We start from the raw sequence: 12,327 nt of genomic DNA, 5'->3' as shown, positions 1-12,327 counted from the left end.
ATGTTAATGTCGACATTCTAGGGAGATTCGATGAATGTTCGCTGAATATGCCGTCAAAGTAGCGGCGAGATATCGAGGCGCCCCTGCAGATCGGCTTCAAGCGGATTGTTTATAAACGGAATTTCGCCGAGAAAGGGAGCTGGCAGCAAGCCCCTCAGGGTGTCCAGATTTTCCTGATAATGGCTCATGGAACCATGGAGCCGATTAATTACCCACCCCGCTACCGGCAACTGATCATTGCGAATGGCGGCAAAGGTGAGCAGCGCATGGTTGAGGCAACCCAACTTGGCCCCCACCACCATGATCACCGCCATGTTCTCCTGCTTGACCCAGTCCGACAGCAGATGCTTGCGATCGAGCGGCAGATACCAGCCCCCCGCCCCTTCCACTACCGTCAGTTCGGCCCCGGCCTGTTCAATCTTGCGTAGCCCCTCGCTCAACCCCTGCATGGTGATGGGCTGGCGCGCCTCGCTGGCGGCAATGTGGGGCGCAATCGGCGGCTCATAGGCGAACGGATTGACCACCTCATAGGGCAGCGGCAGACTCGCCGCCTCCTGCAACAGAACGGCATCCAGGTTGCGCAGCCCGTCCGGAGTGCGAGCACATCCGGCCGAGACCGGCTTGTAACCCGCGCACTTGATTCCCTGTGCGCTGAATTCGCGCAGCAGGGTGCGCGCCACCAGCGTCTTGCCCACATCGGTATCGGTGCCGGTGATAAAGAATGATTTCATACGGTTCTCTCCTTGGCAGGGCCCGTTGACTACCCTGCACACAATGCGATTCCCGGCGCTCAGCGAGGCTTGCTGAGGCGGCCGAGGCACACCCGATAACTGGCGACCAGCCTGCCATCGGGCTGGCGAAACGCCTCATACGCCTGAGTCAGCTGCTGCAATCTGGCGCGACCGCTCAGACCGGCCGGGGCGGCGCGCCCCTGATTGTCATTGACCTGATTGGCCCCAATCCCCTTGAGATCGCGCAACAACTGCGGCAATTCAAGATAGGCGAGATCCCAGGTGATACAACGCAGCTCGGGAGCAGATACCCCGGCGCTAGCCAGCGCCTGCTCCAATTGTGGCAGGCTGAGGAAGCGATTGACATGGGCGTGACCATCAAGCTGCTGCCAGGCGGCTCGCAACTGCCAGAGCGACTCATCGAGCAGGGTCGAGAAAAAGATCTGGCCGCCCGGTTTGACCACCCGCAGCAGCTCGCCGAAAGCCTGGGCTGGACGCTCGCACCACTGCAACGCCAGACTGGAGAAAACCCAGTCAAACGCGCTGTCGGCGAAAGGAAGCTGCTCCGCATCGCCGCAGAGCAGGCGAGCATCGCTGCCACGCAAGGCAGCCTGCGCCAGCATGCCGGGGGCGAGATCCAGCCCCACCAACTGATGACAACGGTTCGCCAGTTGGGGCAAGAAAAAGCCGGTGCCGCAGCCCAGATCCAGCCCGCTCACCGTCAGATCAGTGCCAACCGGCCTGCTCGGCATCCATTCCAACAGCGCCTGACCCACCTCCTGTTGAAAGCGGGCATGGGCATCATAATGACGAGCGGCGGCGCCGAAACGGCGAGCAAGCTGCGCCTTGTCAACCGTTTGAAAACGCTCAGCCATAGTGAGCCTCCCCAAGCGTTGTAACTGCAGGGCAGACCCCCAAGGCATCGAGCAGGCGATCCACATCCTGCTCGCGATGAGCCGCGCTCAGGGTAATGCGCAGCCGCGCCGTACCGACCGGCACCGTGGGCGGGCGGATGGCGCTCACCCAGACGCCGCATTCGCGCAGCCGTTCAGCCAGTTGCAGGGCAACACAGCTCTCCCCCACCAGCAGCGGCTGGATCGGGGTGTCGCTCGCCCCCAGTTGCCAACCCTGCGCCTTTGCCCCTTGCCGGAAGCGGGCGATCAGCTGGCCAAGATGGGCGCGGGCATCCTCGGCGGCGCGTACCAGTTGGATACTCTTGCTCACCGCACAGGCCTGCGCGGCGGGCATATGGGTGCTGTAGACATAGTGGCGGGCGAAGTTGACCAGATACTCCACCAGTTCGCGACTGCCGCCGACAAAGGCACCGGCAACCCCGAGCGCCTTGCCAAAAGTGCCCATCTGGATGTGTACGCTGGCAGGAGGAACCCCCTGCGCCGCCAGCGTGCCACGCCCCTCGGGTCCCAGCACGCCGAGGCCGTGGGCATCGTCGATCATCAGCCAGTTGCCGCTTTGGGCGGCCAATGCCGCAAGCTCAGCCCAGGGGGCCTGATCCCCGTCCATGCTGAACACCCCTTCCGAGACAATCAGTCCACGATTGGGCTCAAGCTGCCGTTCAAGGGCCGCCATATCGTTGTGGGCAAAACGTTTCATCTTGCAAGGGAGCTGGCTGCCCATCTCCTGCAAAGAGGCGTGGTTGAGTTTGTCCTGCCACAGCAGATGTTCCTTGCCGAGCAGCGCTTTGAGCACCGCCTGATTGGCCGAAAAACCGCAGTTGAACAGCAGCACCGCCTCCACCCCGAGCCACTCGGCCAGGGTCTCCTCAAGCTCTTGGTGGGCACGGCTGTACCCGGTCACCAGCGGCGAGGCGCCGGAGCCCGTGCCATAACGTTCAATCCCCGCGTTGAAGGCGGCCTTGATGGCGCCGTGATCCGCCAGTCCCAGATAGTCGTTGGCGGAAAAGTTGAGGTAGTCGCGCCCCGCAACCTTGAGCCGCCCGCCACTCGCCCCGTCGGTCGCGATGCGGTTGCGCAGCAGACCCACCTGCTCGCGCTCGGCCAGAGCCGTGCCCAACACAAAGGGGCCCGTTACTGCAGGGCCGTTCATGACCGCGCAGCCCCTGCATGGGGGCGGGTGGCGTCATAAAACATCTCGGCAGGCTCGCTCTGGCGACTCACCTCGGCCAGCAGTTCCTCTTCTTGAACCTGATCCGGCTTCTGGGCCCGCTGGGCAGGGCGAATGCCGAGCCGCTTGAACAGCTGCATATCGCTGTTTTCGTCCGGGTTGGGGGTGGTCAGCAGTTTGCAGCCGTAGAAAATGGAGTTGGCCCCGGCCATAAAACACATGGCCTGCATCTGCTCATTCATCTTCTCCCGCCCGGCTGAGAGGCGCACATGGGAGGCGGGCATCATGATCCGTGCCACGGCGATGGTGCGGATAAATTCGAACGGATCGAGGTTCTCCTGATCCTCCAGCGGCGTTCCCTTCACCTTGACCAGCATGTTGATGGGCACACTCTCCGGGTGCCGCGGCAGGTTGGCGAGCACCATCAAGAGGCCCGCACGGTCTTTGGCCTGCTCGCCCATGCCGACGATACCGCCGGAGCACACCTTCATGCCGGCGCTGCGCACATGCTCCAGGGTATCGAGTCGATCCTGATAGGTGCGGGTAGAGATGATCTCGCCGTAAAACTCGGGCGAGGTATCGAGGTTGTGGTTGTAGTAATCGAGCCCAGCAGCGCCAAGACGGGCCGCCTGATCGGCGGTGAGCATCCCCAGCGTCATGCAGGTCTCCATGCCGAGCCCGCGCACCTCCTCGATCATCCGGATGATGTAGGGCATGTCCTTCTCTTTGGGATTGCGCCAGGCGGCCCCCATGCAGAAACGGGACGAGCCGTTGGCCTTGGCTTCGCGGGCCCGCTCCAGCACCTTCTCCACCTCCATCAGCCGCTCGGCCTCAAGACCGGTGTGGTAACGGGCGCTCTGGGGACAATATTTGCAATCTTCCGGGCAGGCGCCGGTCTTGATGGAAAGCAAGGTGCTCACCTGCACTTCGTTCGGGTCAAAGTGGGCGCGGTGGACGGTCTGGGCCTGAAACAGCAGATCGTTGAACGGCAGGGCAAACAGGGCCTGAACCTCGGCGAGGGTCCAGTCATGACGAAGGGCGTGACCGCCCGCGGTGAGAGCATTCATACATGGCTTCCGGTTGTTATTAGTGGGATCCTGCGCCCGCCATCCTTGCAAAAGGTCTTTGCAAGAGGTCCTTGCAAGAGCGTGAGCGCAAAACCCGCTGCCCGGCTCGTGCGAATAGTGATCTGCGCAGAGCCAAGTGGCTGAAATTGTTGGCTAGTGTAGAGAGCCCGCGTAGACTGTCAACACCGACCAGATCAGACGAGTTGACAACAGAGCAACAAATGAACAATCAAGAATTCGACCTGCACCATGTGTGGCACCCTTACACCTCTCTCACCCACCCCCTGCCCTGCTATGAAGTGGCCAGCGCCAAGGGGGTGAAGATCACCCTCAGCGATGGCCGTGAACTGGTGGATGGCATGAGCTCCTGGTGGGCTTGCGTGCACGGCTATCAGGTGCCGGAACTGGACGCTGCAGCCACAGCCCAGCTCGGCAAGATGTCCCACGTGATGTTTGGCGGCCTCACCCACGCCCCCGCCGTCGAGCTCTGCCGCAAGCTGGTGGAGATCACTCCGAAGGGGCTGGATCGAGTCTTTCTGGCCGATTCCGGCTCGGTAGCGGTAGAAGTGGCGCTCAAGATGGCGCAGCAGTACTGGCACGCCAAAGGGACGCCCAGAGCCAAATTTGTCGCCCTGCGCAGCGGTTATCACGGCGACACCTTCGGCGCCATGAGCGTCTGCGACCCGGATGGCGGCATGCACGAGCTCTACAAGGGATTCCTGCCCGAGCACCATTTTGTCGAAGCGCCGAGCTGTCGCTTCCACGCCGAGTGGGACGAGCAGTGCGTGGTGGAGCTGGCCACACTCATGGCGGATCATCACGAGGAGATCGCCGCCATCGTGCTTGAGCCCATAGTGCAGGGCGCTGGCGGCATGCGCTTCTATCACCCCCGCTACCTGCAGTGGGTGCGCGCCCTGTGCGACGAATTCGGCGTGCTGCTGATTGCCGACGAGATTGCCACCGGCTTTGGCCGCACTGGCCAGCTGTTTGCTTGCGACTGGGCGGGGATCAGCCCCGACATCATGTGTCTGGGCAAGGCGCTCACCGGCGGCTACCTCACCCTCTCGGCGACCCTCACCACCGAGCATGTCGCCCGCACCATCTGTGACGGCAAGGCGGGGGTCTTTATGCACGGCCCCACCTTTATGGGCAACCCGCTCGCCTGCGCGGTGGCCAACGCCTCCATCGATCTGCTGCTGGCCTCACCGTGGCAGGAGCGGGTGCGCACCATCGAGCATAAGCTGCGTACCGAACTGGTAGAGCTGACCCTGCACCCGGCGGTCGCGGATGTGCGGGTGCTCGGCGCCATCGGGGTGGTGGAGATGAAAGAGCGGGTGGATGTGGCGCGCATCCAGCGCAAGTTTGTCGAACTGGGCGCCTGGATCCGCCCCTTTGGCAAGCTGGTCTACCTGATGCCCCCCTTCGTCATCACCCCTGAAGAGCTGCGGGTATTGACCGGCGCCATCAGTCAGGCCATCACCGAAGGCGAGTTTTAATGCAATGCAACGGGCGGCCATCGCTGCCGCCCGTTTGACTACCGGCATTTGATATATAAAGAGGGCAACTTTATCCACTTCAGTGCAGTTTCTGTGCCGTCCTGAATATAGTTTACACCTTTCCCCCCCAATAAATGGAGAACCCGATGGGACAAGGTGTGAAACGGACACAGCGCGATTACTCACTGACTTTTAAACTGGCACTGGTCGAGCAGATTGAAAAAGGCGAGCTCAGTTGCCAGCAAGCACAAGCCCGATATGGCATTCAGGGCAATTCGACCATTCTGGTATGGTTACGTAAACATGGTCGGCAAGATTGGAGCCAGGGGGCTTCTGTACGTGCCGGCAGGAGCATCACCATGCCTGACCCCGACAACCAGACACCCGAACAGCGCATCAAGGAACTCGAGCAACAGCTGGCGCTGATGAGTCAGAAAGCCCAGTTCTTTGAGGCCGTCGTCGATGTACTGAAGAATGACTACGGCGTCTCCATCGTAAAAAAGCGACCCGGCAAGTCCTCTCGCAGCGGCAAGTCGAGAGGCTGACCATTGTCAGGGCTTGCCTGTTTCTCGGGATAAGCCGGCAGGCTTACTACAAGCGCAATCGGGTCGCCGACGAGCGCCATGCACAGGGATTGCAGGTGGTGCGCTTCGTGCGTCAGGTTCGACTGCGACAACCGCGGGTGGGCACTCGCAAGCTGCATTATCTGCTGCAGGGTCAGGATGATGACGGGCTCAAGGTCGGGCGGGACAGGCTGTTTCGGATATTGACCGAGCACCGCCTGCTGGTGCCACCCAGACGGGCGTATCACAAGACCACCCACAGTTTTCACCGTTTCTACCGTCATCCCAACTTGCTCAAGGCGGGGCCAGAGCAGGTTACGCCGGTGGCCCCGGAGCAGGTCTGGGTTGCAGATATCACCTATCTGCCAGCCAGGAGCGGACCGCTGTACCTGAGCCTGGTGACGGATGCGTACTCACGCAAGATAGTGGGCCATCACGTGCACGAAGGGATGCATGCCGAATCGGTGGCGATGGCGTTCAAGAAAGCGCTGAAGCAACGGCGTGGCGGCGGGGAGCTAATCCATCACTCAGACCGCGGCGTGCAGTATTGCTCGGGACTGTATCAATCATTACATGAACGGTACGGGGTGAAATGCTCGATGACGGATGGGTATGACTGTTATCAGAATGCGTTGGCGGAGCGGGTGAACGGGATTTTGAAAGGAGAGTTATTGTTGCAAAGCCCGCAGGATTTGGCGCAAGCGCGGGAGATGGTGCGTGAAGCAGTAGATATTTACAACGCGGAGCGGCCGCATCATGCGTTGAAATACAGACCCCCCGATGCGGTACATAGGGGGTTCTGAGTAGAGAAATGCTAGTTGAAAATGTGTAAACCTATTTCAGGACTAGACATTCACTTGCCGTAATGTGAGCAAAACACCAGACCTGAGGCCCCAAGAGGGGTAAACTGCTGCGGTTTTACCATCAAGAAAGACTGCTCATGCGCCTCTCCATTGCTGCCAAAATCAACTTTTTCCTGCTCTTCATCTTCTCCATGGTACTGGTCTTCTCCGCAGCCTATCAGGCAGTGCGCGAGCGCGATCTCATCCTGACCCTCATCAAGGAGCAGAGCCGCGAGCAGACCGAAGCCTATTTCGATGGCCTCAACATGCTGATGCTGACCGGCAAGATGGATGCCCGCGATACCCTGCGCGGCAAGTTTCTCGACCACGCTCATGTGGAGGATGCCCGCATCGTCCGTGGCGACGCGGTGAGCAAACAGTTCGGGCCGGGACGGGAGACAGAACAGGTAAAAGATGAGTTTGATGAGCTGGCTCTGGCGGGCAAAGGGAGTCTGGAGGTGGTGCACAACGGCATGCACAGCCGTCTGGTGGTCACCCGACCACTGCTGGCCAAGAAGGATTTTCGCGGCACCGACTGCACCAGCTGTCATCTGGTGCCGGAAAATACCGTGCTTGGTGCGGTGCGCTTTGACTACTCCCTCGATTCGCTGTTTACCCGGGTCGAGCAGAATATTCTCACCTCGGCGCTGATCCTCACCGGCATCTTCGGGATGGGACTGCTGCTGACCCTCTGGGTCATCCGCACCTGGATCGTGCGCCCTCTCAACCAGTTGACCCGCTCCATGGAAGAGGCGACTGACTTACACGACTTCGGACACCGGCTGGAGGGGGATGACGGTGACGAGATTGGCCGGGTGGCGGTGGCCTACAACCAGATGCTCGACAGCGTGGAGCGCCAGCTCGGCAAGCGCACCAAGGCCAGCAGGCAGGAGCCGGATCAGCCCCGCTGAGGCGGGCGCTTAACCGACGTAGTAGAAAAGCAGACTGGCGATCAGCACCAATAGCAGGATGGCCAGATTGACATGCCGGGAGTCATCCTGACGGCGGCTGCGCTTGCGCTCCAGCAGCAACACCGCCAGCGTCAGGGCGCAGCAGCTCCAGAGCCCGTAGACCAGCCAGGGGGTAAGGGCCGGGTCCCAATAATCGCGCACCTCGATCCCGCCATAGACCAGAAAACCGTAGGCAATTTCGGGGCGGGCATAGTGGTAAAGGGAGAGCAGCACGATAAAACCGCCCCAGCAGAGCATCACCAGCCCCTGCAACACCCGTGTCAGCCAATCTGGCCCATGCCGCCGATCTTTCACCCACCTCTCCTGCGCCCGTGACACTCTTGTTGAGTGAACCATGCCGAAAACCCCACCAGAGTCCGACATTTTTGCTTGTTTATCAAACCCGCGCGGGTAAGATTGACGGCTTAGTCTGCCATGGTGGGCCATCTGTGCCCGGGCCAGACTCCCTAGTGTTGCAAATAGCGCTGCAAGAACAAGCTGGAGACAATATTTCGATGACGCACGCATCCGTAGTAGATGTGCTGGCCGGTAAGTATCCGGTCGGCACCACCCAAACTGTCAAAGGGTGGATCCGGACTCGCCGTGATTCCAAGGCGGGGATCTCATTTTTGGCCATTTCCGATGGCTCCTGTTTCCATCCGGTACAGGCAGTTGTCCCCAATACCCTGGCCAATTACGAGAATGAAGTGCTGCGTCTGACCACTGCCTGCTCCGTGGAAGTGACCGGCGTGGTTGCCGCCTCTCAGGGCAGCGGCCAGGCTTTCGAACTGCAAGCGACCGAGGTGAAGGTAGTCGGCTGGGTCGAAGATCCGGACACCTACCCGATGGCCGCCAAGCGCCACAGCATCGAATACCTGCGTGAACAGGCCCACCTGCGCCCGCGCACCAACATCGTTGGCGCCGTGACCCGCGTTCGTCACTGCCTGGCGCAAGCCATCCACCGCTTCTTCCACGAAGAGGGTTTCCTCTGGGTTGCGACCCCGCTCATCACCGCCTCTGACACCGAAGGTGCCGGCGAGATGTTCCGCGTCTCCACTCTGGACATGGAAAACCTGCCGCGCACCGACGCCGGCAAGGTGGACTACAACGAAGATTTCTTCGGCAAAGAGGCTTTCCTGACCGTATCCGGCCAGCTGAACGCCGAAACCTATGCCTGCGCCCTCTCCAAGGTCTACACCTTCGGCCCGACCTTCCGCGCTGAAAACTCCAACACCAGCCGCCACCTGGCCGAGTTCTGGATGGTTGAGCCGGAAGTGGCCTTCAACGATCTGGAAGATAACGCCGCACTGGCCGAAGCCATGCTGAAGTATGTCTTCAACGCCGTACTGACCGAGCGTCGCGACGATCTGGAGTTCTTCGCCCAGCACGTGGACAAGGATGCCATCGGCCGTCTGGAGCGTTTCGTCTCCTCCGACTTCGCCCAGATCGACTACACCGACGCCATCGAAGTGCTGCAAAACTGCGGCAAGAAGTTCGAGTTCCCGGTCTCCTGGGGTATCGATCTCTCCTCCGAGCATGAGCGCTATCTGGCCGAGGAGCACTTCAAGTCTCCGGTGGTGGTGAAGAACTACCCGAAAGATATCAAGGCCTTCTACATGCGCCTCAACGACGACGGCAAGACCGTTGCCGCGATGGACGTACTGGCACCGGGCATCGGCGAGATCATCGGTGGTTCCCAGCGTGAAGAGCGTCTGGACGTGCTGGATGCCCGCCTGGCCGAGATGGGCCTGAACAAGGAAGATTACTGGTGGTATCGCGACCTGCGTCGCTTCGGTACCGTGCCGCACTCCGGCTTCGGTCTGGGCTTCGAGCGTCTGGTGGTATACGTGACCGGCATGGGCAACGTCCGCGACGTGATCCCGTTCCCGCGTACTCCGCGTACCGCCGAGTTCTGATCAGCGGCATCTTGCCACTGCATTGCAAAAGCCGACCTGTGGGTCGGCTTTTTTATTGTCACCGTTATGGATGATACTCAGGATCAACCGGCACAAGGAACTCGTCGCCTATGGGATATCGCCTGCTGCTCTCGCTACTGCTGTCCTGCATGCCTGTTCAACTGTGGGCCGAGCCCGTTCGTCTGACCACCCTGGAGTGGCCACCCTACACCAGCCAGAGCCTGCCCGATGGCGGCCTCACCGGTCATATCGTCAAACGTGCTTTTGCCGAAGCGGGACTGGAGGTGACGTTCGACTTCTACCCCTGGCAGCGGGCGGTACGGCTGGCGGCCGACCCGACCCAGCCTTATGGCGGCTATTTTCCCGAGTACCTCTCTGACACCCTGCCCACCCTGTGGCGCAGCTCCCCTAGCGTGGGCGACAGCGTGCTGGGCATGGCGCAGCGCTCAGGCCCCCCCATCCCCTGGCAGCAGCTCACGGATCTCGCCCCCTACCGGATCGGCGTGGTGGAGGGGTACGTCAACACCCGTGAATTCGATGCCCTGATGGCCAGCAAGCGCCTCAACACTGCCGCCGTCGATGCAGACCTGCTCAACCTGCGCAAATTGCAGCGCGACCGGCTCGATCTGGCGGTGATCGACCGGGATGTCTTTCACTGGCTCATCAACCATGATCGCAAGCTGATCAGCGCCAGATTGCAATTTCACCCGAAGATCCTCGAACACAAGAGCCTGCACATCATGTTTCGTCCCGATCAGCAGGCGTTGCAGCAACGGGTGGCACAGGCCATTGCCAGATTGGATATTGCCAAGCTGAGCCAGGATTATCAGCGCCGCTATCTGCAGCAAGCACCTACGGCCAAGTGAGCCAACCCCCCGAAGTCAGCCCTTGCTGGCAAAAATAGCCTGAGCGCTGGCTTTTTCACCCTCTTCTGCCGCAATCGAGCCCTTTTTATGCCCCTCCCCTGCAGCCCTGTTGCCACACTGTGCTGCCACCATGACCACCCGATGGCTTGGCCCCGAGTGATACCACTTGGTGACAAAAATAATGTTTTTGTTAGTACGTGGTTTTTAAGTGGTTTAATCAAAAATTCATCGAGTTATTGAAGTAACTCAATTTTTTCACTTTTTCAGGGGAGCAGAATAGCAACTAACCCTTTTGGGCTAAATAAAACAGACAATGACAATTCATGGTTCAGGCTACCCGCGGCAATATGGGTTGAATCACACGAGGTAACGGAATGATCTTGATGGAATTTTTAGTGGTACTCGGCTGTTTGCTGCTGGGTACCCGCTTTGGGGGCATGGGACTCGGTCTCATCAGTGGTATCGGTCTCTTCCTGCTGACCTTCGTCTTCGGCCTGGTGCCGGGCGAACCGCCTGTTCAGGTAATGCTGACCATTCTGGCGGTGATCGGCTGTGCCGCTACCCTGCAGACTGCCGGTGGCCTCAACCTGATGATGCAAGTGGCCGAGCGTCTGCTGCGCCGTCACCCGCAATACATCACTATCCTAGCGCCGCTGACCACCTGGACCCTCACCTTCCTGTGCGGTACCGGCCACGTGGTCTACACCATGTTCCCCATCATCGCTGACATCGCGCTGCAGAAGAACATCCGTCCCGAGCGCCCGATGGCTGTCGCCTCCGTTGCCTCCCAGATGGCCATCTGCGCCTCCCCGGTCTCCGTTGCCGTGGTCTCCATGGTCTCCATTCTGGCGGCCGGTCACGGTATCGGTCAGGCTTACGGCCTGCTCGACATCCTGATGATCGCCATCCCCTCCTCCCTGACCGGTGTCATCGTGGCAGCCCTGTGGAGCCTGCGTCGCGGCAAGGATCTGGACAAGGACGAAGAGTTCCAGGCCAAGATCAAAGACCCGGAACAGCGCGCCTTCATCTACGGCGGCGGTGAAACCCTGCTCAACACCAAGTTCCCGAAAGAGGCCTACTGGTCTACCTGGATCTTCTTCGCCGCCATCGCTGCCGTGGTATTGCTCGGTGCCAACGAAGGTCTGCGTCCGGTGTTCACCATCAAGGACAAGACCGGCCCGCTCTCCATGAACCTGGTGATCCAGATGATGATGCTGATCGCCGGTGCCATCATCCTGATGCGCTGCAAGGTCAAGCCGGGCGAGATTGCCAACGGCGCCGTCTTCAAGGCAGGCATGGTCGCCATCTTCTCCGTATTCGGGGTGGCATGGATGAGTGAGACCTTCTTCCAGGCTCACATGCCGCTGCTCAAAGAGACTCTGGCCCATGTGGTACAGGCCCAGCCCTGGACCTACGCCCTGGTGCTCTTCCTCATCTCCAAGCTGGTAAACAGCCAGGCCGCCGCCCTCACCGCCATCGCCCCCATGGGTCTGGCGCTGGGTGTGGAGCCGAAGCTGCTGATCGCCTTCCTGCCGGCGAGCTACGGCTACTTCGTGCTGCCGACCTACCCGAGCGATCTGGCCTGTATCGGTTTCGACCGCTCCGGCACCACCCGCATCGGCAAGTTCATCATCAACCACAGCTTCATCATTCCGGGGCTGATCGGGGTGGTGACCTCCTGCTCGCTGGGCTTTATCCTCACCAGCATCCTGCTCTAATCGCAGTCGCGTTTAACACATTGCCAGACAGGCCCCCGCTTCGGGGGCCTGCTTTTTTCCCGCTCTGTGACCCCAACCATTTTCCCGCCGCCATTT

Annotated in this window: 11 protein-coding genes; 6 read left to right on the top strand and 5 right to left on the bottom strand. The window is 60.5% G+C overall.

Features of this window, described 5'->3' with window-relative positions:
• Positions 1-53: 53 nt before the first annotated feature.
• The 4 genes from bioD to bioB are packed head-to-tail and all read right to left on the bottom strand — an operon-like array spanning position 54 to position 3,880.
• A complete protein-coding gene (gene bioD, locus I6L46_RS03215) occupies positions 54-731 on the bottom strand; it encodes a dethiobiotin synthase (protein ID WP_216977385.1) in 678 nt (225 codons plus the stop codon).
• 59 nt (positions 732-790) lie between these two features.
• On the bottom strand, positions 791-1,606 hold the full coding sequence (bioC, locus tag I6L46_RS03210) for a malonyl-ACP O-methyltransferase BioC (RefSeq protein ID WP_216977384.1): 816 nt from the start codon (positions 1,604-1,606) through the stop codon (positions 791-793).
• A complete protein-coding gene (gene bioF, locus I6L46_RS03205) occupies positions 1,599-2,795 on the bottom strand; it encodes an 8-amino-7-oxononanoate synthase (RefSeq protein ID WP_216977383.1) in 1,197 nt (398 codons plus the stop codon). The genes bioC and bioF overlap by 8 nt, the downstream gene beginning before the upstream one ends.
• Positions 2,792-3,880, bottom strand: a complete 1,089-nt coding sequence (bioB, locus tag I6L46_RS03200) for a biotin synthase BioB (RefSeq protein ID WP_216977382.1) — start codon at positions 3,878-3,880, stop codon at positions 2,792-2,794. Before bioB ends, bioF begins: the two co-directional genes overlap by 4 nt.
• Before the next feature lie 221 nt (positions 3,881-4,101).
• On the opposite strand from bioB, the gene bioA reads away from it, so the two are divergent.
• From bioA to I6L46_RS03185, 3 genes are all read left to right on the top strand, one after another.
• Positions 4,102-5,376, top strand: coding sequence for an adenosylmethionine--8-amino-7-oxononanoate transaminase (gene bioA, locus I6L46_RS03195; protein ID WP_216977381.1), 1,275 nt, complete (start codon positions 4,102-4,104; stop codon positions 5,374-5,376).
• Between the two features lie 146 nt (positions 5,377-5,522).
• Positions 5,523-6,742 (top strand): IS3 family transposase gene (locus I6L46_RS03190; RefSeq protein ID WP_216977143.1). Its coding sequence is split into 2 segments (ribosomal slippage): positions 5,523-5,871 and positions 5,871-6,742, totalling 1,221 coding nucleotides; the frame shifts between segments, so codons are not numbered across the junction.
• 137 nt (positions 6,743-6,879) lie between these two features.
• Complete coding sequence (locus I6L46_RS03185; protein WP_005350472.1) at positions 6,880-7,692, top strand: HAMP domain-containing protein; 813 nt, start codon at positions 6,880-6,882, stop codon at positions 7,690-7,692.
• A gap of 9 nt (positions 7,693-7,701) precedes the next feature.
• On the opposite strand, the gene I6L46_RS03180 is transcribed toward I6L46_RS03185, so the two are convergent.
• Positions 7,702-8,046 (bottom strand): hypothetical protein, encoded by a 345-nt coding sequence (locus I6L46_RS03180; RefSeq protein ID WP_005359354.1) that lies wholly within the window; start codon positions 8,044-8,046, stop codon positions 7,702-7,704.
• Positions 8,047-8,246: 200 nt separating this feature from the next.
• On the opposite strand from I6L46_RS03180, the gene asnS reads away from it, so the two are divergent.
• The 3 genes from asnS (at position 8,247) to I6L46_RS03165 (ending at position 12,231) form a co-directional block, all read left to right on the top strand.
• Positions 8,247-9,647 carry an asparagine--tRNA ligase gene (gene asnS / locus I6L46_RS03175; RefSeq protein ID WP_005337914.1) on the top strand — a complete coding sequence of 467 codons (1,401 nt, stop codon included), beginning with the start codon at positions 8,247-8,249 and terminating at the stop codon, positions 9,645-9,647.
• 110 nt (positions 9,648-9,757) lie between these two features.
• Positions 9,758-10,513 (top strand): ABC transporter substrate-binding protein, encoded by a 756-nt coding sequence (locus tag I6L46_RS03170; protein WP_216977380.1) that lies wholly within the window; start codon positions 9,758-9,760, stop codon positions 10,511-10,513.
• A 374-nt stretch (positions 10,514-10,887) separates the two neighbouring features.
• Positions 10,888-12,231: an anaerobic C4-dicarboxylate transporter gene (locus I6L46_RS03165; protein WP_005337916.1), complete on the top strand. Its 1,344-nt coding sequence runs from the start codon at positions 10,888-10,890 to the stop codon at positions 12,229-12,231.
• The last annotated feature ends 96 nt before the right edge of the window (positions 12,232-12,327 follow it).

Origin of the sequence: Aeromonas sp. FDAARGOS 1416, assembly GCF_019048085.1 — a bacterium.
GTDB classification, from domain to species: domain Bacteria; phylum Pseudomonadota; class Gammaproteobacteria; order Enterobacterales; family Aeromonadaceae; genus Aeromonas; species Aeromonas veronii.
The sequence above is the reverse complement of the archived record's forward strand: the minus strand, read 5'-3'. Positions and strand labels throughout refer to the sequence as shown.

Bases quoted from the DNA above. Each gene is read 5' to 3' on its own strand.
- bioC (WP_216977384.1), bottom strand. From the start codon at position 1,606: ATGGCTGAGCGTTTTCAAACGGTTGACAAGGCGCAGCTTGCTCGCCGT.
- bioF (WP_216977383.1), bottom strand. From the start codon at position 2,795: ATGAACGGCCCTGCAGTAACGGGCCCCTTTGTGTTGGGCACGGCTCTG.
- asnS (WP_005337914.1), top strand. From the start codon at position 8,247: ATGACGCACGCATCCGTAGTAGATGTGCTGGCCGGTAAGTATCCGGTC.
- I6L46_RS03185 (WP_005350472.1), top strand. From the start codon at position 6,880: ATGCGCCTCTCCATTGCTGCCAAAATCAACTTTTTCCTGCTCTTCATC.
- bioD (WP_216977385.1), bottom strand. From the start codon at position 731: ATGAAATCATTCTTTATCACCGGCACCGATACCGATGTGGGCAAGACG.
- bioA (WP_216977381.1), top strand. From the start codon at position 4,102: ATGAACAATCAAGAATTCGACCTGCACCATGTGTGGCACCCTTACACC.
- I6L46_RS03170 (WP_216977380.1), top strand. From the start codon at position 9,758: ATGGGATATCGCCTGCTGCTCTCGCTACTGCTGTCCTGCATGCCTGTT.
- I6L46_RS03165 (WP_005337916.1), top strand. From the start codon at position 10,888: ATGATCTTGATGGAATTTTTAGTGGTACTCGGCTGTTTGCTGCTGGGT.
- bioB (WP_216977382.1), bottom strand. From the start codon at position 3,880: ATGAATGCTCTCACCGCGGGCGGTCACGCCCTTCGTCATGACTGGACC.